This window comes from Eubacterium maltosivorans (assembly GCF_002441855.2).
GTDB lineage: Bacteria > Bacillota > Clostridia > Eubacteriales > Eubacteriaceae > Eubacterium > Eubacterium maltosivorans.
Genome location: NZ_CP029487.1, coordinates 1,092,817 through 1,113,396, shown reverse-complemented (window position 1 = coordinate 1,113,396; position 20,580 = coordinate 1,092,817). Strand labels below are relative to the sequence as shown.

The following is a 20,580-nucleotide window of genomic DNA, read 5'->3' as shown; positions in this document are numbered from 1 at the left end:
GAGATTAAAACATGGCAGCAACAACCAACAAAGATTTATCCATCTATTTTCAGCGCACAGACGGAAAGGAATTTAAAATGACCATCCCGGATTACAAAGAGGGGATTACCGACGCGGAGATAAAAACCGGCGCGCAGTCCATTGTTGATCTGGGCGCCTTTGAGCCTGAGGGTTTCGCTTTGGCCAAGGTGACTGGAGCCGTAAAAGTCGACACCACTAAAACCGATGTGGTTATTGAGAACGCAGCATAAAAAGGGGGCGAAAGCCCCTTTTAGCGTTTAGAGGAACTTTAACAATAAGAGACAGAGCGCTAAAAAGAGGATTGTTTAGTTGAAAGTTGAAAGTGGATAGTGGAAAGTTCCGGTGCAAATCTGCCTGTGGCAGATTTGATGCGATGCGGCCTGTGGCCGCCTTTTTAATGGCTTTGGCGTTAGCCAAAGGGGACATGAACCTTCCACATTCCACCGTCCACTTTTCACCTTAAAGGGGGGAATTATATGAAAAAATTTTATAAACGTATTTTTATCACACTGGCCGCTGTGCTGGTCGTTGTGACAAGCGGCGTGTTTCTGGTAAACTTTCAGAAAATGCCGGAGGCGGCGCCAGAGGTGCCGGTGCTGGAGCCGGCAGCTCCAGCGCCGGGACCTCCAGATGAAAAGGGCGTGGACACGCCGCCGGAGTCAGAACCTCCAGAACCGCCTGAAGTCCTGGAGCCGCACGCGTCAGCGCATTTTTTGATGTCGGAATATGCCTGCGATTGTGCGGGTTACTGCGATGGTTGGCCTGCGGGTATGAACCCAGAGCTCCTTGAAAAAATAGAGGCGCTGCGGTGCACTTTCGATTGTCCGGTCATCATTACCTCGGGGGTACGCTGTGAGGCGCGAAACGAGGAGGTGGGCGGTGTAAGCTGGTCCTTTCATAAACGTGGCTGCGCGGCAGACCTGTACTGTCCGGGCGTGGCGTTGGGCGATCTGGTGCTGGCGGCCAAAGAGCTGGGTATGAACGTGCTGCCCTACTACAGCCAGGGCTATCTGCACGTCGAGGTCAATGGCTAGGCCAGCCTTACTTTTCCGGTGCGGCGCACTCGGCTGAGCCGGCGCTCAGCAGCATTTCAAGCCCATGATCCAGCGCTGGCAGGATGGCGGCCAGATTTTCGCGGACAGCCTTTGGGCTGCCGGGCAGATTGATGATGAGGGTGCGCCCGCGAATGCCGGCGGCGCTTCGGCTCAGCATGGCCTTTGGCGTGATTTTCAGGCTTTCATAACGCATGGCCTCGGGAATGCCGGGGGTCAGCCGGTCACAGACCGAGGTAGTGGCCTCGGGGGTGACATCCCGGGGCGAAAAGCCTGTGCCGCCAGTGGTCAGAATCAGATTAACCGGGTCGATGGCGTCGCACAGGGCTTTTAAATTACTTTCGATAATGTGCTTCTCGTCGGGCAGGATGGCGGTATGCACGACCTCGTACAGGTCAGCATCCAGCATCTCGGCAATGACGGGGCCGCTTTTGTCTTCGCGTTCTCCGCGTGAGCCTTTATCGCTCAGGGTTAGAATGGCTACAGTAAACATGATATCCTCCTTAAAGTTCAAAGGTTGTGAATTCGTTGTCGAGCAGATCGATGTAAAGCAGTTTTTTGCGCAGGGTTTCCCCTTTTCCAGTCAGAAGCTTCAGGGCCTCGCTCACTTCCACTGCGGCGGCCAAAGCGGGTGTAAATGCCGGATTTCCGCCGCTCTGGGGTTTGTAAGCCCCGTTGTCCTCCTTTACTTTGTAAAGCAGTGAAAGGGTATCGTCTCCCGGAAAAATAGTGGTAACCTGAGCGTTAAAGCCGCCGATGGCACCGTGAACCAGAGGCTTTTCAAGCTTTTTACAGGCTTTTTGGAGCGCGAGGCGCGCTGGGATATTGTCTAAAGCGTCGATGACAACGTCGCTGTCGGCGATAAATTCTTCAGCGTTGTTCTCGTTTAAAAAGGCATCGTACACGGTGACGGTAACGCCGCTGTTAATGGCGTGAACCCTGGCGGCAGCGGCTTCGGCCTTTGGGCAGCCGATGTTTTCCTCGGTGCACAGGAGCTGTCGGTTCAGGTTGGAGACATCGAAAATATCGCCGTCGACCAGAACGAGCCCGTCGATGCCGATCCGGGCCAGCGCCTCGATAATATAGCCCCCAAGGCCGCCGCAGCCCACCACGCTGACCGTGCTGCGCTGGATAATGGCAAAATCATCCGGCGAAAAGGCCGGAAAGTTGCGGTCGTATCTTTTGGTAAAAAGGTTCATCAGAAGGCCTCCTCAATGCTTGATATGCCCATTATAGCATGGTTTACGGCGAAAAACCAAGATTTCCTGTATAAAATTACTTTTGATGGATTGACAGACATACTTTAACATGATAGAATTTAAAAATCGAAACTGCAATGTTAAAGGCTGTGACCAGAAAGAAGTAGGAATGCTTAAGTCTCCCAGAGAGCTGCCGGTTGGTGTGAGGCGGTGAGAACGGCGTTTTGAATACATTTTGTGAGCTGTGTACCGAAAGGGTTTTCCGAGTAGGCTGCAACGGGAGCGCCCGTTAAAGCGCAAGGGTATAAGCGTATACATGTGCGCCGTACCCTGTGAGCGCTCCGCTGTGAAGCGGCGCGAAATTGAGGTGGTACCGCGGGTATATGAGCTCCCGTCCTCTGTCTGGAGGACGGGATTTTTTTATTTGGCATTTTCCTGTCCGACAGATGCTTCTGTCGCGTTTTGGTAAAGCGGGTTATCCGCAAATTAAAAGGAGAGGATTATGGTTTAATATGACAGAAAAGATTGTTTTACTCGTGGCGTTTTTTGCCAGTATGGTGATCGTTGGCTTCTACTGCCGGAAGCATTCCACCGATGTCAATGGGTTTGTGCTTGGAGGCCGCTCCGTCGGTCCGTGGTTAACGGCTTTTTCTTACGGGACTTCTTATTTTTCCGCCGTTATCTTTGTGGGCTATGCCGGACAGTTTGGCTGGAAATTCGGGATCGCGTCCACCTGGATTGGCCTGGGGAACGCGGTTTTAGGCTCGCTGTTGGCCTGGGTGGTGCTCGGGCGGCGCACCCGCATCATGACCCAGTATCTGGATACAGCCACCATGCCGGAGTTCTTCGGCAAGCGCTTTGATTCCAATAAGCTGAAAATCGGGGCGTCCATCATTACCTTTGTGTTTTTAATTCCCTACACTGCATCGCTTTACAATGGGCTTTCCCGCCTTTTTGGCATGGCCTTCAATATTGACTATACCGTCTGTATTGTAGTTATGGCGGTGCTGACAGGGATTTATGTGATTGCCGGGGGATACATGGCCACCGCCATCAACGATTTTATCCAGGGGATTATTATGATCTTTGGGATCATTGCTGTGGTGGCTGTGGTTTTAGGGAACAACGGCGGCTTTATGGAAGCGCTGAACACCCTGTCCCATGTCAGCGACCCAGCGGTCTCCAGCCAGGCCGGCGCTTTTACGTCCTTTTTCGGCCCGGATCCTCTGTCGCTGCTGGGGGTTATTATCCTGACCTCCCTGGGAACCTGGGGACTGCCGCAGATGGTTGGCAAGTTCTATGCAATCAAAGATGAGCACTCCATCAACAAGGGCATGGTTATTTCCACCTTTTTCGCCATTATTGTGGCCGGCGGATCATATTTTTTAGGCGGCTTTGGCCGTCTGTTCTCAGACCGGATCGACATTGCTGCCGGCGGCTATGATTCTATTATTCCCACCATGCTGGAGGACCTGCCCTCCCTGCTCATTGGGATCGTGGTGATCCTGGTTCTGTCGGCCTCCATGTCCACACTGTCTTCGCTGGTCATGGCGTCCAGCTCGACCCTGGCCCTGGATCTGATTAAGGATAACCTGATTAAAAACATGGATGAGAAGAAGCAGGTGTTTACGATTCGCTGCCTGATTGTGGTTTTTATCCTGATTTCGGTGATCATCGCCATTGTGCAGTATAAGAGCTCTGTCACGTTTATTGCCCAGCTGATGGGCATATCCTGGGGTGCCTTAGCCGGTGCGTTTCTGGCACCGTTCCTTTACGGCCTGTACTGGAAGCGGACAACCAAAGTAGCGGTTTGGGTTTCCTTCATTTTCAGCACGGTGCTCATGATCTGCAATATGCTCTTCCGCACAGCTTTTCCGCCGGTCTTGCAGTCACCCATCAACGCGGGTGCCTTTGCCATGATCATGGGCCTGGTCTTTGTGCCGGTGATCAGTCTCCTGACCAAAGCGCCCAGAAAGCGTCTGGTGGACGACGCCTTTGCATCCTATGATACCAAGGTCATTGTATCGGTTAAGGAAGATTTGGGAGAATAGAACAGTATTTAAGACACCCTCTGCCCTTCGGCAGAGGGTGTCTTTTATATATGAGGCAGTTTTTTATGCATTTTTTTAAAAAATGAAAAGGTTTGACAATCAGGCTTTTTGTCACTATACTGAGTACAGGTAAATGATTACAGGAGGAAAGACAATGACAAAGAACGCGAAAGACAGGACCTTTGAGACAGCTGAGTTTCCGGAATACCGGGTGGAGGCCTACGTGGCTGAGATACCCGTTCCCGAATATATGGAGAGCTGCGTGGATATTCCCACCTTTTTGGGTTATTGCGAGGCTTGCCCAAGCTATGGAAAAACCTGGGCCTGTCCGCCTTTTGATTTTTCGGTTCAGGATTTCTGGCGGAGTTACCGGAGTTTTTATATGAGTGGCAAGAAAATTATCTTTGATACCCGGGAGATTAGCCGGGACTGTGCGGTGGAGGATTTTAAAAAGATTTCGGGGCAGATTCTTAAAAAGGAAAGTCATGCCCTCGATACTGAGCTTATAAAGCTTGAAGCCCAGTATCCCGGCAGTGTGGCGTTGTCCATGGGCAGCTGTGACGTCTGTGGGGAGGGGGGGTGCACCAGGCCTTTTGGAGAGCCCTGCAGGCGTCCAGAAAGAATGCGGCATTCGGTAGAATCCCTTGGCGGCAATGTGGGGCTGTCGGTTAAAAAATACCTGAAGCAAGAGATACAGTGGATGTCTGAGGACCGTCTGCCCGAATATTTTATGCTGATGGGCGGACTGCTGAAGAAATAAAAAAGGGCTAAAGAGCCCTTCTTTATGTAACGTTGATATTTAACGTGCGTGTGTAGGTCGTTTCGTAGGTTTTCACCTGACTGCCCTGCTGATAATTGACAGAGATCTTCTGGGTGACGGTGATCTGGGTAACGCCGGGGCTGACCGCTGCGATCTGAATCTGATTGCCGTTCTGTGAAACCGAGGCGGAGGAGCCGCTTGCGGAAACCACTGTGGCCGGATTGTTGGGGCCGTTTGCGGTAACCGTGATGGATTTCCCAGGCTGCATGTTGAGGGTGCCGCCAACCGCGCCACCATTTACCAAAAATGTGATCTCAACACCGGGAGCGGTGGTATGCACCGGACAGGTTTGGGATTCGGGCGGAACCATGACAGATGTCTCGGAGGAGGCGATATAGTCCGAATCTACCGGTGTGATCCCCTGGGGGAAATTCCGGTTGACCTTTTGCAGGCGCACCACACTCTGCACCGAGCTGGCCGGGCAGTAGGGAGTTGCGTAGCTGTTTGTGGTGACATCCAGCGAAACCAGCGTATGGCAGTCGTCCTTTTCAGTAGGGGCGGTGCCGTCGATAAACATTTCATTAAAGACCATGGAGCCTCTGGGATCTTTGGCCGATAAATCGGTAGCCAGCTTGCCGGAGACGCGGTCAATGGCGGCGGTGACAATGCCGCCGGGGTTGTCCGGGAAAGCGGCAGGCTCGAGACCTTCGTGAATATCGTTCATCACAGCCTCAAACATAGAGGCCGGCCCAGGTTTGCTTCCGCCAAAAATACCGATATTCAGGTAATAGGTGCCTTCGCTTGTCTCCACGACATTTTCATCATAGCCATACCATACCGCCATGGAATAATAGGGTGTATAGCCGCAGAACCAGGCGTGGCGGTTTTCATCGGTGGTACCGGTTTTTCCGGCCACAGGCTGGCCGTCCACATAAATATTGGTGGTTCCGCCGTTTACGACGCCCTTCAGGGCATCGGTCATCAGATAGGCGGTCTGGGGCTTAAAGACCTGCTCAGAGCTGTCTGTATTTTCGAGCAGGGTTTTTCCGCTGCGGTCTACGACTTTTGTGTAGAAAGATGGCGTTTTATGAACGCCCATATTCGGGAAAGCGGAGTAAGCGCTGGCCATAGCCAGTGAGGACTGCCCGTGGGTGTATCCTCCAAGGGCCAGAGCCGCTGGGGTCATGTCGTTGGCGTCGCCGTCCTGTACAATATCCAGTCCAAGACGGGTTCCGTAGGCGGCAGACTGGGTGAGTCCGGTCGCCACATTGGCCTGAACGGCAATGGTGTTCACCGAGCTGGTGATCCCCTCGCGCACGGTGGTCAGGCCCTCAAAGGTGCCGCTGGAGTTGTTTGGCCGCCATCCCTGGTAAGCGATGGGCACATCGGCAAAAACAGTGCCGAGGGTGATGGCGCCGGTATCAATCCCGGGGCCGTAGGCGGTCAGCGGTTTGGTTGAGGAGCCAGGCTGGAATTTTCGGGTAGCCCGGTTCAGGGACAGATTGGTCTTTTCCTCCCGTCCTCCCACAATACCGGCCACATTGCCGGTGCTGTTGTCAATGACGGTCATGCCGACCTCAGGAATATAGTTTGTTTCCACGCCTGTATCAGCCGTTTTAGCCTCAGAGGCCGCCGCTGCCGAGCCAGACTGGGAAGGGTAGAGATCTTCGTTTAGAGATTCTGCTTCCATGGCGCTCTGGACCTTGGGGTCGACGGTTGCGTAAATGGTAAGCCCCCCGCCGAGCAGCATATCAGTCGCCTCGTTTTCGGTATAGCGGTACTTTGTCTGAAGGTCATTTACGACCTGCTCATAGACGGCGTCGGTAAAATAGGAGTAGGTGTTATCCGGCTCATTATAGACAAGCCCTACCTGATTGCCGGAAAGCTCTGCATTGGCCTGATCGTACTGGGCCTGATCAATATAGCCCAGCTCCAGCATCTTATCGACGACGAGCAGGGAGCGCTCCATGTTGTTGGGGTTCAGGGTATAGCGGCCGTCTGCCTCGGTGGCAAAAACCTCGTTGCCCTGTTCATCTGTCGTGTAGACATAGGGATCATAATAGGACGGCGAATTGGCAATAGAGGCCAATATGGCCCCCTGGGCCACATTCAGATCGGAGACGCTTTTACCAAAATAAATTTCGGAAGCAGCTTGAACGCCCCACGCGTGGGAAAGGTTAATTTTGTTCAGATAGGCCTCCAGAATCTGGTCTTTGGTGTAGACCCGTTCCAGCTTGGTGGCCAGCACCATTTCCTGAAATTTGCGGGTAACAGTTTTTTCTGAGGTCAGGTGCGTGAGCTTTATGAGCTGCTGGGTGATGGTACTGCCGCCGGGCCCGTCCAGGCTCCCGCCTGAAAAAAGCACGCCGACGATGGCCCGGCCAAAGCGTTTGTAATCCACGCCGTGATGGCTGCGGAAACGCTGGTCCTCAATGGCGACAAAGGCGTTCTGCACATGGTCTGGGATGGTGTCGATGGAGACGATCTCCCGCCGCTCCGCGCCCTGGAGGTCCTGGTAGAAATTGCCGTTGACATCCATGATGCGGGCGTTTTCGATGTAGTTAAAATTATCGGTGTCAAGGGGCGGCGTCTGGGCATAGAGCGCGCCGAAGGCAGCGCCGCCGCTTGCAAGCGATAAAATAAAAAGAATGATAAAAATCAGCCCGACCTTTTGGGGAATGGTCCGGTCATTCCAGCCCTTTTTCTTTTTTTTAGGACTTTTGGAACCAGGTTTCTCCGTTTTTCTGCCGTTTGGGGCGGCCTCTCTACGGAGCGGTGTTTTCGGTTTTGAACTTTGTTGTTTCTGGGGTTCATTTTCAGGGGGTGTTTTATCTTCTAACATTATAAAACCTCCTACTTACTTAAGTTTCTGACTGTACTATTATATCTGTAAACGAAAAAAATAGCAATGAAATCGACAATGGAGAATTCCGAGGTAGAATAGATGAAGTAAATTACCGACCTTTTTTTAAGGCATTCGTGTTATAATAAACTCGCTGTCTGTGACGGCAGCTGTAATTACTATATATAAGGAAGTATTTATGACTGAAGTAAAAGCAGAAGGGGTGCGCCGGAGCATCCTGGACGAACTGAATAAGCTGATTGGCTATACCATGGAGAACCAGGTGCTGCTGGATGAGGATGTGCTTGCGGTGCTGATAAGGCTTACGAAGACCCTGGGCCGGGAAATTCTGGTGATGACCAACGACAAAAGCAAAATTGAATATGTGGGGATCGGCGACGCGGCCAAGGTGCCCCTGGATCACTCCAGGGTTCAGGAAAACCGGAAAGGCCTGAACCGTATCCGGGTTATCCATACCCACCCCGGCGGAAACCCGCATCTGTCAGAGGAGGATTTTTCGGCGTCGGATCATTTATCGGTGGAATGTATGGTGGCTGTGGGTGTAGGAGAAGGCAGGCCTGTACTGTTTGGGATCGGCGCGCCCGTAGTCAAAGACGGGCAGGTGGTTTATGGCATGGGCATCTGCGAATCTCTGGAGCAGCTGAACCGCTTCCCGCTGGAAAACTATGTGCTGGCCGCCAACCGCACTCTGCGGCGGGACCCAGGCGCAGGCTTCGATATTGAGGACGAGAGGGAGCGTGCGCTGCTCATTGGAGTGGAGGTGAGCGGCAGCCGCGGCGGCATCGATCTTGAGGAGTCCATGGAGGAGCTGGCCCGGCTGGTCGAAACGGCTGAGGGCGAGGTGGCCGAGGTGGTGACCCAGCACCGGCCCCAGATCGATCCGGTCTTTTACGTTGGACGGGGCAAGCTTCTGGAAATATTGAAAATAATCCAGAATAAGGATATCAACCTGATTGTGGCCAACGATGAGCTCAGCGCCAATCAGATCGGCAATATCGAGGGTATTACGGGCGTCAAAACCATTGACCGAACCACCATCATTCTCGATATTTTCGCGCGACAGGCAAGAACCAGAGAGGGTAAGCTCCAGGTGGAGCTGGCCCAGCAGAAGTACCGGCTCAGCCATCTGAAGGGCCTGGGCATTGTGCTTTCCCGTACCGGCGGGGGCATTGGCACCCGCGGCCCGGGTGAAAAGAAGCTGGAAACCGACCGCCGCCATATCCGCAGGCAGATCGATGAGCTGGAGCGCAAAAACGCCAAAATCAACCAGACCAACGAGCTGAATGCCAAGGGCCGCCAGAAAAACAATATCCGCACGGTTTCCCTGATCGGCTATACCAACTCAGGCAAGAGCACCCTGTTTAATGTGCTTACGGAAAGCGATGCGGTCATTAAAGATGGGCTGTTCATCACCCTGGATTCAACCATCCGGAAGGTACGCCCCGAAGCCGGGGATTATCTGGTGTCCGACACGGTAGGTTTTATTGAGAAGCTTCCCCATGAGCTGATCAAGGCTTTTAAAACGACACTGAAAGAGGTGGAAACCGCCGATCTGCTTCTGCATGTAGTGGACGCCTCCAACCCCAATTATAAGAGCCAGATCGAGGTGGTTAACCAGGTGCTGCGGGATATCGGCTCCGGCCATAAGAGAGTGCTGATGGTTTATAACAAGATGGACAGGCTGGTGCCTGAGGAGCGGGAGCGTTTTGAGAACAGGGCCGCCCGGGCTGGCGACGCCATCTGCATTTCCGCGAGGGAGAAGTGGCATATTGAGGCGCTGACAGCGCTGATTGAGGGCGACCTTAAGGGCATGTCGCTTGAAAAGACCTATTGTATTCCCTATGAGGACAGCCGCGCCATAGCCGTGCTTCATGAAAAGAGTACCGTTCTGGATACCCGTTACGATGAAGGCGGCACAAGGGTTCGGGTTTCCATAGACAGTGAGTTCCCGGCGCATCAATATGAAAAGTATGAAGTGGAAGCTGAGTGACAGGAGGATAAAATGGAACAGCAAGATTATCTGACAGTGCTCACCCCCTTTGAGACAGAGCTTGAGATTAAAAAATCCCGCTTTATCGGGCGCGTTTATCCTGTCCGGGATGAAACCGAAGCCGACACAATTCTGGCCAGGGTAAAAAAAGAGCATTACAAGGCCACCCATGTTTGCTCTGCCTGGGTTTTAAACACGGTTCCGGCCCGCCAGAAGGCAAGCGACGACGGCGAGCCCTCGGGGACAGCCGGGAAGCCGATTCTGGAGGTCATCAACAAGCGCGATATTAAAAATATCCTAGTGCTGGTTATCCGCTATTTTGGCGGGATCAAGTTGGGCGCAGGCGGCCTTATCCGGGCGTACAGCGGTACAGCGGCCGAAGTGCTGAACCAGTGCGAGGTGGTCAAAAAGCAGTTTTCGGATATTGTTACCGTTGAGATCGACTATACGAGCTACGGCGGACTGATGAACGTGCTGGCGGCCGAGGGCTATAAGCCGGCGGCCGAAAGCTTTGGCGAAAAGGTGGGTCTGGATTTTGAAATCGAAATAAAAAAAACCGAGAGCTTCCTGGCGCTGATCCGGGAAACCACCAATGGGCGCTTTGATTACGCGGTCATGGAACAGCGCTATGTGGATATACCTTTTTTTAAATTAAGCGTTGATGAACCGAAACGTGTATGATACAATTAATAGTCGGAACAAGAATTTATACAGAGCATTGACAATAAAGGCGTATGACGCGCTTTATTGCAGTGGTTATTGAACTTTAAACGGAGGAATAATATGTCAGGACATTCAAAATGGGCCAATATTAAAAACAGAAAAGGAAAACAGGATGCTGCCAAGGGTAAGGTTTTTACTAAAATGGCAAAATACATCGCTGTCGCAGCGCGTGAAGGCGGATCAGATCCTGAAATGAACGCGAAACTGCGCGACGCCGTGGCAAAAGCAAAGGCTGCCAATATGCCCAATGATAACATTGACCGCGCCATTAAAAAAGGTGCCGGTGAGCTTCAGGGCGCTGTATACGAAGAAATTACCTATGAAGGCTACGGCCCCTCAGGCGTGGCGGTTATTGTGCAGTGTCTGACGGATAATAAAAACAGAACCGCGGGCGATGTGCGCCACGCTTTTGATAAAAACGGCGGAAATCTTGGAACCAGCGGCTGTGTAAGCTTTATGTTTACCAAAAAAGGCCGTATCATGATTGAAAAAAGTGACGCCATCGATGAGGATGAACTGATGATGGTTGCCTTGGACGCAGGCGCAGAGGATATGGAAACCTCAGATGAAGGATATGAAATCTCCACCACCCCTGAGGATTTCGCGGCAGTTATGGACGCCCTGAGAGATAACGGTATCGAGGTGTTATCCGGCGAGGTTGCCATGATCCCATCAACCGAAACCTCGTTAAGCGATGCGGACGCCAAAAAAATGGAAAAAATGCTGGATATGTTCGACGACAACGACGATATTCAGGAAGTATGGCACAACTGGAACGAAGAATAGAAATAAATACCCGCGGGCCGATTTGGAGGTACCCAGATGAGTAAAAAGAAAAAAAAGCCGGTAAAAGAGCCAAAGGTTAAAAAGCAGGGGAAGGGTAAGGACTTTCTGGTCTTTATCATCATTGCTTTCGTCATGGTCTTTTTAACCTCATCCTTTATTGTGGAGGATGTCTATAATTATGCGGACCGTATTGTCATGACACCAGAAGGTGTGAAGGAAGTATACGCGGCCAGTATAGGCCAGTCAACCTTTGTGGAAGAAGTGAAGGAAAAGAACAATTCGAGCACGACCATACAAAAAGCACAGCCGACAGCAGAGCCGACGGCAACGCCAGAGCCGACTCCAGCAGCGGCGCCGGAGGCCACCCCGGAGGAAAATCCGACCCCGGCCCCGGCAGAGAACCAGTAAAAATAAAGGTTATTTAAGAGAAGTAAGGACTTTCATTGGTTCTTACTTTTTTATGCTTTACAAGACGTTAAAGTCTGATATAATCTAATCATCTTAAGATATAAAGACACCCGGCCCTTATGAAAAAAACGCGTTTGCGCGTACTGCATTTACAGCTTACAGGCCGGAGGATCGATAAAGAAAAGAGGACTAAAATGAAGGTGGTAACGCCACAGGAAATGGCACAAATGGACCAGAAAACAATTGCTTCCGGTATCAGTGGAATTGATTTGATGGAAAAAGCCGGTACCGAGTGTACCCGGGTGATTGAAAGCACGCTGAAAGAGGGGATGCTGATCTGTGTGATCTGCGGTCCAGGCAATAACGGCGGCGATGGTCAGGTCATTGCCAGACAGCTCAGCGAAAAGGGCTTTTCGGTTCAGGTGTTCTTCACCGAGCCGGCGGATAAGATGTCTCCGGAAAGCCAGACCAACTACAGCCGTCTTCGGGAGAGCAGTGTGGCTGTTCAGTTTTTATCTCACGAGGCTGGTCTTGAAGGCTTTGAGGCCTCACTGGCCGGAGCAGATCTGGTGGTGGACGCTGTTTTTGGAACAGGGCTTAAGGACCGCCCGCTGGGAGAATGGTACGAAACGCTGCTGAACGCCGTTAACGCATGTGGAAAACGCATTGCCGCCATCGACATTCCTTCTGGCCTGCGGGGAGATAATGGGCTGACACTCGAGGCCGCCGTGGAGGCAGACCAGACCATCATTATCCAGAACTATAAGGTGGGCTGTCTGCTGAACGACGGTCCGGACTGCGTGGGCGAGCCAGTACTTGTGGACATCGGGATCGATGAAAACTGCGTTGAAAATAATAAATATTTTGTGCAGAAGCAAGATCTGCGCTGTCCGGTAAAACGTAAAAAGAATTCCCATAAATATGATTACGGTTCAGTGGTGATTATCGCAGGCTCAAAAGGGATGATCGGCGCGGGCCTTCTGGCAACCGAAGGCGCCCTGAAGAGCGGTGCGGGCCTGGTTACCAGCTATGTCCCGCTGGAGGTATATCTGCCAGTGGCCGCCCGCTCTCCGGTTGAGGTCATGATTAAAACCTACGACTGCAATATTACCGGGGAGGATATCGAGCACGACCGAAAACGCGTGGTGCTCATAGGGCCTGGTATTGGCCGTAAAAAGAATTACAGCATTATTTTAAACGACCTTCTTTACAATACCACGGTTCCGGTGGTCATCGACGCTGATGGGCTTTTCCATCTGTCCAGAAACCTGGACGTGCTCAAGGAGTCCAAAACACCAGTGATCCTGACGCCTCATTTTGGAGAATTTTCGACACTTACCGGCGTAGACCGGGAAGAAATCCTGAAAGACCCCATTGGCCACGGCCGGTGTTTTGCAGAGGAATACCAGGTAGTACTGGTGCTTAAGGGCTACAGAACCATGATATTCAGCCCAGAGGGCGAGGTCTTTTTTAACTCAACGAGTAACCCGGGAATGGCGACCGCCGGTTCCGGCGATGTACTGGCTGGGATGATCGCAGGCTTTGCGGGGCAGAGTGTGGACCTGCTTGAGGCAGCTAAGGCCGGCGTTTTTTATCACGGCGCGGCCGGCGATTACTATGCTGAGCATTATGGTGAAAGCACCCTGACGGCAAGAAACATCATCGATTCGTTTAAATACGTACTCAAATAGGAGGGTTAATGAATAAGACATATAAAATAATGACCTTTGGCTGCCAGATGAATGAAAATGATTCTGAAAAGATTTCTGGCCTGCTGAAAAATATGGGTTATACGCCGGAGGAGGATGTCCATAAAGCAGGAGTTGTTATCCTAAACACCTGCAGTGTGCGTGAAAACGCAGATGTGCGTGTATTTGGAAATCTGGGCACCTTTAAATCCGTTAAAAAAGTAAACCCCGATCTTGTGCTGGCCGTGTGCGGCTGTATGATGCAGCAGCCAGAGATCGTGAAAAAAATAAAAGAAAAATATCCTCAGGTGGATCTGGTTTTTGGAACACACAATATACATCACTTTCCCCAGATGCTTGGAAATTATCTGCAAAAGGGCGAGCGGATTTTTGAAATCTGGGATGACAGCAGTGAGATTATCGAGGATCTGCCGGTGGACCGGAAATACCCTTTTAAAAGCTTTGTGACCATTATGAACGGGTGCAATAATTTCTGCACCTACTGCATCGTTCCTTATACCAGGGGCCGCGAGGTCAGCCGCCAGCCCGAAAAGATCATCGAGGAGGTGCGTCGTCTGGCAGATGAGGGCTGTCTCGAGGTTACGCTTTTAGGACAGAATGTCAACTCCTACGGCAACGACCTGAAAACAGGATACCATTTTGCCAATCTGCTCAGAGATCTCAACCAAATTGAAAAAATTAAGCGCATCCGTTTTATGACATCTCATCCAAAAGATCTGACCGATGAGGTCATTGAGGCCATCGCCCAGTGTGACAAGGTCTGCCCGGCGATTCATCTGGCCATCCAGTCCGGGAGTACCCGGATCTTAAAGGCCATGAACCGCCGTTATACCAAAGAGCAGATCATCGACCTGGTGAGCAGGGTGCGGAGCAGAATACCAGACGTGGCCATCACGACGGATATTATCGTGGGCTTTCCGGGGGAAACCGAGGAGGATTTTCAGGACACATTAGAGGTGATGCGTGCCTGTAAATTCGATTCAGCCTTTTCATTTATTTATTCCATAAGGACCGGCACCCCGGCCGCGACCATGGAGAACCAGATTCCGGACGAGGTTAAACATGACCGGCTAAACCGTCTTCTGGACGTTCTTCGCGATATCAGCTTTGGCTTGAACAGTAAATACGAGGGCAGAGTGCTCCCGGTATTGGTGGAAGAGCCCAGCAAAAACAATACCGACCGTCTCAGCGGCCGTACCGAAACCGGCAAGCTGGTCAATTTTGAGGGCAGCTTTGATCATATTGGCAAAATCGTCAACGTAAAAATTACTAAAGCCGGCAGCTTCAGCCTGACTGGAGAGGAAATAGTTGACAGTGAATAGTGGATCGTTTTAGTACAAATTTGCAGATGCAAATTTGATTTAAATCGAATCTGTTTAACGGATTCGTACCATAACGATCAACTAAAAACGATCCACTATCAACTGAATTTAAGAAAGGGGTGATCATTTGGGTCTGACACCGATGATGCAGCAGTATTTGGAAACCCACGAGAAGGTAAAGGACGCGATTTTATTTTTTCGGCTCGGGGATTTTTATGAAATGTTTTTTGACGATGCCTTAAAGGCCTCAAAGGAGCTTGAGATCGCCTTAACCGGCAGAGACTGCGGGCTGGATGAGCGCGCCCCTATGTGCGGGGTGCCTTATCACGCGGCCGAAAGCTATATTACCAAGCTGGTGGAAAAGGGCTATAAGGTAGCGATCTGCGAGCAGATGGAGGACCCCTCGGCGGCAAAGGGGATTGTCAAGCGCGAGATTATCCGTGTGATTTCTCCAGGCACCATCTCTGAGGGGAAGCTGCTGGAATCAAAAAAAAATAACTACCTGATGTCTCTGTACCAGGAAAAAAACACCGTTGGTCTGGCTTATCTGGATATTTCCACCGGAGACTTTTTTGTCACGGAAATTTCAGGAAAAAATACCCTGGCTCTGCTGATGGATGAGGTTGGAAAAATCGGACCGTCAGAAATTTTAGTCAACCCGACGCTTTTTAAGGATACTGAGACCATTAAAACGCTGGAAGAAAAATTTGGAATTATGACGAATCTGTACCCGGCCAGATATTTTGAGTTCAAGGCTTCAGAGTCAAGGCTCAAGGAACAGTTTGACGTTTATTCCCTGACAGCTCTGGATCTGGAGCGCCGGGAGCACAGCGTGCGGGCTGCCGGCGCGCTCCTGCGTTATATTGATGAAACCCAGAAGCGGGTACTTACCCATATTAACCATGTATCTTATTATAAAAATGATGAATACATGATTCTGGACCTGTCCACAAGACGGAACCTGGAGCTGACCGAAACCATACGCTCTGGCGAGAAGAAGGGAAGTCTGCTCTGGGTTTTGGATAAGACGGTCACCGCCATGGGCGGGCGAATGCTGCGAAGATGGCTGGAAGCGCCGCTGCTCGAAAAAAAGGCGATTGAGGCCAGACAGGATATGGTGGAGGAGCTTTACCGCCATCCAGGAGCTCTTAAGGATTTGAAAAGTGTTTTGGGAAAGGTCTACGACCTTGAGCGTATCTGTGGAAAAATATCTTTTGGGACCTGCAACCCCAAGGATATGCTCTCGCTTAAGCAGTCTGTTTCTGCCCTGCCGCTATTGCAGGACTTTTTCGCCGGCATTGATGCTCCAGTATTCAGGAAACGCTACGGAGAGGCAGATCTGTTAACCGATATCTATGAGCTGATCGAGAAAAGCATTGACGATAACGCGCCCTTTGCCCTAAAGGATGGCAAGGTCATCAAACACGGCTATAATGAGGAAATTGACGGCTACCGTGAGGCAAGCGAAAAAGGGAAGGACTGGATACGTGACCTGGAGCTTAAGGAACGGGAGCGCACAGGCATCAAATCACTGAAGGTCAAGTACAACCGTGTGTTTGGCTATTTCATTGAGATTACCAAGACCAACCTGAGCCAGACGCCAGAGGATTATATCCGCAAGCAGACCCTGGCCAATGCGGAGCGCTTTTTTACCCCAGAGCTCAAAGAAATGGAAACCAAGATTTTGGGATCAGAAGAGCGGCTGGCACAGTTAGAATACGAGCTTTTCCAGGATGTCCGGGAAAAAATCATCGGTCAGATATCCAGAATCCAGAAACGGGCCAGGGATGTAGCCGAAATTGATGCCCTGTATTCTCTGGCACAGGTGGCCATAGCGGGCAACTATGTAAAGCCCGAGATCACAAACGGACCGGAGCTGGAGATTGAAAATGGCCGCCACCCTGTGGTGGAGGAGATTATCGGGATCAACCATTTTGTGACCAACGGCTGCCATTTTGACGGAAAGGATCTCAGGATGATGCTGATCACCGGGCCCAATATGGCCGGGAAATCCACCTATATCCGCCAGGTAGCGGTCATTGCTCTTATGGCTCAGATCGGTTCCTTTATCCCGGCAGACAGCGGGAGAATTGGCATTGTCGACCGGATTTTCACCCGCGTCGGGGCTTCTGATGATCTGGCAACCGGACAGAGCACCTTTATGGTCGAGATGACCGAGGTATCCAATATTCTTAAAAACGCCACTCGAGACAGCCTGGTCATTCTGGACGAAATCGGCCGGGGAACAAGCACCTTTGACGGCATCAGCATTGCCTGGGCAGTGGTGGAATACCTTTGGGATGAGCAGATTATCGGGGCCAAAACGCTTTTTGCCACACACTATCATGAGCTTACAGAGCTCGAGCATCTGAAGCCCGGCATAAAAAACTTCAGTATCGGCGTCAGGGAAACCCCGGACGGGGTGGTCTTTTTAAGAAAGATCAAGCCTGGAAGCGCGGATCAGAGCTATGGGATTGAGGTCGCCAAGCTGGCAGGCTTCCCGCCGGCGGTCACCAACCGCGCCAGAGAAATTTTGAATATCCTGGATCAAGGTGAGGACACCTACCGTGAAGGGATGATCGCGGCCGAAAAGCCATCCTTTGAGAGCGCGCAGGTGAATTTCTTCGATATGGTTCCGGCCATGTCGGAGGAAGAAAAAGCAGTGCTCAACAGCATAAAGGACCTGTCTATAAATGAGATGACCCCAATGGAGGCCATGAACCAGCTTTATGGCCTGCAGAGCAAGCTGAAGGACAATTGAGGCCAAACAGCCAAGAGGTGAAACATGAAAATAAAAATGCTCAATAATGAGACCATCAATAAGATCGCGGCCGGAGAAGTGATTGTGAGGCCCATATCGGTTATCAAGGAGCTGGTGGAAAACGCCATTGACGCCGAATCCACCCGGATTTCCGTGGCGGTGGAGAAGGGCGGGAAAACCAGCATCTGCGTGACAGACAATGGCGTCGGCATCGCCTATAATGAGGTGCCGCTGGCCTTTAAACGCCACGCGACCAGCAAGATATTAAAGATTGAAGACCTCGAAAGTATTGATACCCTTGGCTTCAGAGGCGAGGCTCTGTCCAGCATTTCTGCTATTGCGCGGGTACGGATCACCACAAAAACAGCGGAGGAGGAAATCGGCAGCCAGAGCTTTTTTGAGGGCGGGACTTTCATTAATCAGCGCGTCTGCACCTATGACCGAGGAACCGAAATCATGGTGACAGATCTTTTCTATAACACACCCGCCCGGCAGAAGCATCTGCAAAAGGATAAAAACGAAGAAAAGCTGATCCGTGATATTTTGGAAAAGCTTTCGCTTTCTCATCCGGAAATAAGCTTTACCTATAGCAGTGATGGCCGTGAGGTGTTTAAAACGCTGGGCACAGGGAATCTAAAGGATGTGATCGAGAGCCTGTATGGCCGGGACTTTTTTAAGGGCCTCCGGGAGCTGGATGTGGAAAATTCCCCCATGCGCCTGAGGGGCTATATCAGCGATCTTACCCTGACACGTTCTACCAGAGAAGAGCAGATTTTCTTTATCAATAACCGTTTTGTGAAAAATAAAAGCCTTTCACGCGCCTTTGAGGACGCATATGAGGGTTATATGATGGTGCACAAGCACCCGGTCGGCATTGTATTTATGGACCTGCCCGGCCGCATGCTGGACGTTAATATTCATCCGGCTAAGACAGAAATCCAGATTTTGAATGAAAGTCTGGTATCCATTTTGTTCAAGCAGGGGATCCGGGATTGCCTGAAAGCGCAGAATCTGGTGGTGGATGTGAGCGAGGTGACCACTGCGCCGGAACCGCCCGAGGAGGCAGCCCGGCCGGGGATTGTGGAGGAGCCCGTCAGCTTTCTATCGGGAGAGAGCAAAAACTTTACCCCGGTCGATGAAATAAACGAGGTGCAGGAAGCCCCTCGCCCCGTGTCTCCGCTCCCGAAAGCCGAAGCAGTGCGGCAGGAAGCCGTGAAACCCGAAGCGGAGAGGTATGGGCATGCAGTGCCGGCGGCTGAAAAAATGGAAGCGTCTGCCCCAGTGCCTGACGCCCCCGCGCCGCGTCAGGTGCTTACTCCGGCCCGGTCTACAGCGGCCGAAACGCCAAAGGTTGCAGAGCCCACACCAGAATACCCGCGCCGAAGGGGGCCGGATTTTAAAAATGCGAAAATTATCGGTCAGCTTTTCTCTACTTATATTTTACTTGAAAAGGGTGATGAGATCATCATGCTTGATCAGCATGCAGCCCATGAGGCCTTTTTATATCAGGAGCTGAAAGAGCGCTTTGACCAGAAATCGGATTTCCCGGCTCAAAGCCTTATGGTACCCCAGCCTGTGGAGATATCTGTGCGTGAGGCGGATCATTTCGATGAGCTGCAGCCTGAGCTCATGCGCTATGGTTTTGACTGCGACCTTTTTGGCGAAAATACGCTCATGGTCCGCAGCGTCCCCATTATTTTGGGAGAGCCCCAGGACGTATCTCTTTTAAAGGCCTTCATTGAGGGGCGGGTTTATGAGGATGCTTCTGATCCGAGAAATCTTATCGAGCGCATTATCACCATGTCCTGTAAGGGAGCGGTAAAAGGGCATCAGGAGCTGTCGCGAGAGGAAATCGAAACGCTGCTTGACGGAATGAGCCGTCTGGATAATCCTTATACCTGCCCCCATGGCCGGCCGATTATCCTGAAGCTGCGGGAATATGAGCTTAAAAAACTATTTAAACGGGTGGTGTAAATGACAAAACCAAAAATTGCCGTGCTGGTGGGACCAACCGCCTGCGGAAAAACAGACACAGCTGTTGAGCTGGCCAAAAAGCTTGACGGCGAAATCATTTCAGCGGATTCGATGCAGATATACCGCCAGATGACCATTGGCACCGCCAAGCCCACTGAGGGAGAAATGCAGGGGATTCCTCACCATCTCATCGATTGTGTGGACCCGGACGAGGAGTACAGCGTCGCGCGGTTCAAGGAGGAGGCCCTCGGGAGGATCGAAGAAATTTTGAGCCGCGGCAAACAGCCGATTGTGGCTGGAGGAACCGGGCTTTATATCAATGGGCTTACACTGCCCTGGGGCTTTCGCGAAAAAGATACAGATGAAAAGGTTCGAGAACGCTTAGCCCAGGAGGTGGAGGAAACAGGTAAGGAGGCGTTTTATGAGCGCCTGAAAGCCATCGACCCTGTCACAGCCGCGACCCTGCACCCCAACAATGTCAAGCGTATGATCCGTGCCTATGAAATTTACGAGGTAACCGGAAAGCCTAAATCCTGTCTGGACATGGAGGCTGCCAAAGAGGAACTGCCCTGCGATTATGTATTGATGGGAATATCCATGGACCGGGCGTTGCTTTACGAACGCATAAACCGCCGGATCGATTTGATGGTGAGGGCCGGACTGGTGGATGAGGTGAAATCCCTTTTAGACCAGGGCTATACCGAGGAGCTTCTTTCCATGAAAGCCATTGGCTATAAAGAAATTTTCCCTTACCTTAGGGGAGAAATGTCTTTAGAGGAGGCACTCTATATCTTGAAACGCGATACCCGTCATTTTGCCAAACGCCAGCTGACATGGTTTAGAAAGGATGGGCGGATCCGATGGTTTGCGGCAGAAAATTACGACACAAAAGCTGATATGGCAGAGGACATGAGCCTTTATTTTTGGAGCACTAAAACACAGTTTACTTCTTTTTAAGGAA

The 20,580-nt window shown here is 51.4% G+C and carries 16 protein-coding genes and 1 other annotated feature; of the genes, 13 read left to right on the top strand and 3 right to left on the bottom strand.

The genetic code is table 11. The features are described from left to right. The first annotated feature begins 11 nt into the window (after positions 1–11). A complete protein-coding gene (locus CPZ25_RS05520; protein ID WP_074617028.1) occupies positions 12–251 on the top strand; it encodes a DUF2922 domain-containing protein in 240 nt (79 codons plus the stop codon). A gap of 246 nt (positions 252–497) precedes the next feature. Further along, positions 498–1,055 carry a YcbK family protein gene (locus CPZ25_RS05515; protein ID WP_096919602.1) on the top strand — a complete coding sequence of 186 codons (558 nt, stop codon included), beginning with the start codon at positions 498–500 and terminating at the stop codon, positions 1,053–1,055. 7 nt (positions 1,056–1,062) lie between these two features. On the opposite strand, the gene CPZ25_RS05510 is transcribed toward CPZ25_RS05515, so the two are convergent. Further along, positions 1,063–1,566, bottom strand: a complete 504-nt coding sequence (locus tag CPZ25_RS05510; RefSeq protein WP_058694125.1) for a MogA/MoaB family molybdenum cofactor biosynthesis protein — start codon at positions 1,564–1,566, stop codon at positions 1,063–1,065. A 10-nt stretch (positions 1,567–1,576) separates the two neighbouring features. Beyond that, a complete protein-coding gene (locus CPZ25_RS05505) occupies positions 1,577–2,272 on the bottom strand; it encodes a HesA/MoeB/ThiF family protein (protein WP_058694126.1) in 696 nt (231 codons plus the stop codon). A 140-nt stretch (positions 2,273–2,412) separates the two neighbouring features. Next, positions 2,413–2,674 (top strand) — a binding site (T-box leader). Positions 2,675–2,784: 110 nt separating this feature from the next. Between CPZ25_RS05505 and CPZ25_RS05500 the strand changes: the two genes are divergently transcribed. Then, positions 2,785–4,323, top strand: coding sequence for a sodium:solute symporter family protein (locus CPZ25_RS05500; protein ID WP_096919603.1), 1,539 nt, complete (start codon positions 2,785–2,787; stop codon positions 4,321–4,323). A 154-nt stretch (positions 4,324–4,477) separates the two neighbouring features. Beyond that, a complete protein-coding gene (locus tag CPZ25_RS05495) occupies positions 4,478–5,083 on the top strand; it encodes a DUF2284 domain-containing protein (RefSeq protein WP_167495171.1) in 606 nt (201 codons plus the stop codon). A gap of 22 nt (positions 5,084–5,105) precedes the next feature. Here the strand turns inward: CPZ25_RS05495 and CPZ25_RS05490 are convergent, their stop codons facing one another. Continuing rightward, on the bottom strand, positions 5,106–7,925 hold the full coding sequence (locus CPZ25_RS05490) for a transglycosylase domain-containing protein (RefSeq protein ID WP_096919605.1): 2,820 nt from the start codon (positions 7,923–7,925) through the stop codon (positions 5,106–5,108). Between the two features lie 199 nt (positions 7,926–8,124). Between CPZ25_RS05490 and hflX the strand changes: the two genes are divergently transcribed. The 9 genes from hflX (at position 8,125) to miaA (ending at position 20,576) form a co-directional block, all read left to right on the top strand. Continuing rightward, positions 8,125–9,936 carry a GTPase HflX gene (gene hflX / locus CPZ25_RS05485; protein WP_096919606.1) on the top strand — a complete coding sequence of 604 codons (1,812 nt, stop codon included), beginning with the start codon at positions 8,125–8,127 and terminating at the stop codon, positions 9,934–9,936. Positions 9,937–9,948: 12 nt separating this feature from the next. Then, positions 9,949–10,617, top strand: coding sequence for a YigZ family protein (locus tag CPZ25_RS05480; RefSeq protein WP_096919607.1), 669 nt, complete (start codon positions 9,949–9,951; stop codon positions 10,615–10,617). A gap of 102 nt (positions 10,618–10,719) precedes the next feature. Continuing rightward, positions 10,720–11,445, top strand: coding sequence for a YebC/PmpR family DNA-binding transcriptional regulator (locus tag CPZ25_RS05475; RefSeq protein WP_074617022.1), 726 nt, complete (start codon positions 10,720–10,722; stop codon positions 11,443–11,445). A 36-nt stretch (positions 11,446–11,481) separates the two neighbouring features. Next, complete coding sequence (locus tag CPZ25_RS05470; RefSeq protein ID WP_074617021.1) at positions 11,482–11,853, top strand: hypothetical protein; 372 nt, start codon at positions 11,482–11,484, stop codon at positions 11,851–11,853. Positions 11,854–12,047: 194 nt separating this feature from the next. After that, the gene (locus tag CPZ25_RS05465; RefSeq protein WP_096919608.1) at positions 12,048–13,544 is read left to right on the top strand and encodes an NAD(P)H-hydrate dehydratase; all 1,497 of its coding nucleotides are present in this window, start codon (positions 12,048–12,050) and stop codon (positions 13,542–13,544) included. Positions 13,545–13,552: 8 nt separating this feature from the next. After that, a complete protein-coding gene (miaB, locus tag CPZ25_RS05460) occupies positions 13,553–14,884 on the top strand; it encodes a tRNA (N6-isopentenyl adenosine(37)-C2)-methylthiotransferase MiaB (protein WP_096919609.1) in 1,332 nt (443 codons plus the stop codon). Positions 14,885–15,026: 142 nt separating this feature from the next. After that, positions 15,027–17,645 (top strand): DNA mismatch repair protein MutS, encoded by a 2,619-nt coding sequence (gene mutS, locus CPZ25_RS05455; RefSeq protein ID WP_396133271.1) that lies wholly within the window; start codon positions 15,027–15,029, stop codon positions 17,643–17,645. Positions 17,646–17,669: 24 nt separating this feature from the next. After that, complete coding sequence (gene mutL, locus CPZ25_RS05450; protein ID WP_096919610.1) at positions 17,670–19,619, top strand: DNA mismatch repair endonuclease MutL; 1,950 nt, start codon at positions 17,670–17,672, stop codon at positions 19,617–19,619. Further along, positions 19,620–20,576: a tRNA (adenosine(37)-N6)-dimethylallyltransferase MiaA gene (gene miaA, locus CPZ25_RS05445; RefSeq protein ID WP_096919611.1), complete on the top strand. Its 957-nt coding sequence runs from the start codon at positions 19,620–19,622 to the stop codon at positions 20,574–20,576. The last annotated feature ends 4 nt before the right edge of the window (positions 20,577–20,580 follow it).

Coding starts and splice junctions, on each gene's coding strand:
- miaB (WP_096919609.1), top strand. CDS start 13,553: ATGAATAAGACATATAAAATAATGACCTTTGGCTGCCAGATGAATGAA.
- CPZ25_RS05490 (WP_096919605.1), bottom strand. CDS start 7,925: ATGTTAGAAGATAAAACACCCCCTGAAAATGAACCCCAGAAACAACAA.
- CPZ25_RS05470 (WP_074617021.1), top strand. CDS start 11,482: ATGAGTAAAAAGAAAAAAAAGCCGGTAAAAGAGCCAAAGGTTAAAAAG.
- hflX (WP_096919606.1), top strand. CDS start 8,125: ATGACTGAAGTAAAAGCAGAAGGGGTGCGCCGGAGCATCCTGGACGAA.
- CPZ25_RS05475 (WP_074617022.1), top strand. CDS start 10,720: ATGTCAGGACATTCAAAATGGGCCAATATTAAAAACAGAAAAGGAAAA.
- CPZ25_RS05480 (WP_096919607.1), top strand. CDS start 9,949: ATGGAACAGCAAGATTATCTGACAGTGCTCACCCCCTTTGAGACAGAG.
- CPZ25_RS05500 (WP_096919603.1), top strand. CDS start 2,785: ATGACAGAAAAGATTGTTTTACTCGTGGCGTTTTTTGCCAGTATGGTG.
- CPZ25_RS05505 (WP_058694126.1), bottom strand. CDS start 2,272: ATGAACCTTTTTACCAAAAGATACGACCGCAACTTTCCGGCCTTTTCG.
- miaA (WP_096919611.1), top strand. CDS start 19,620: ATGACAAAACCAAAAATTGCCGTGCTGGTGGGACCAACCGCCTGCGGA.
- mutL (WP_096919610.1), top strand. CDS start 17,670: ATGAAAATAAAAATGCTCAATAATGAGACCATCAATAAGATCGCGGCC.
- mutS (WP_396133271.1), top strand. CDS start 15,027: ATGATGCAGCAGTATTTGGAAACCCACGAGAAGGTAAAGGACGCGATT.
- CPZ25_RS05510 (WP_058694125.1), bottom strand. CDS start 1,566: ATGTTTACTGTAGCCATTCTAACCCTGAGCGATAAAGGCTCACGCGGA.
- CPZ25_RS05515 (WP_096919602.1), top strand. CDS start 498: ATGAAAAAATTTTATAAACGTATTTTTATCACACTGGCCGCTGTGCTG.
- CPZ25_RS05520 (WP_074617028.1), top strand. CDS start 12: ATGGCAGCAACAACCAACAAAGATTTATCCATCTATTTTCAGCGCACA.
- CPZ25_RS05495 (WP_167495171.1), top strand. CDS start 4,478: ATGACAAAGAACGCGAAAGACAGGACCTTTGAGACAGCTGAGTTTCCG.
- CPZ25_RS05465 (WP_096919608.1), top strand. CDS start 12,048: ATGAAGGTGGTAACGCCACAGGAAATGGCACAAATGGACCAGAAAACA.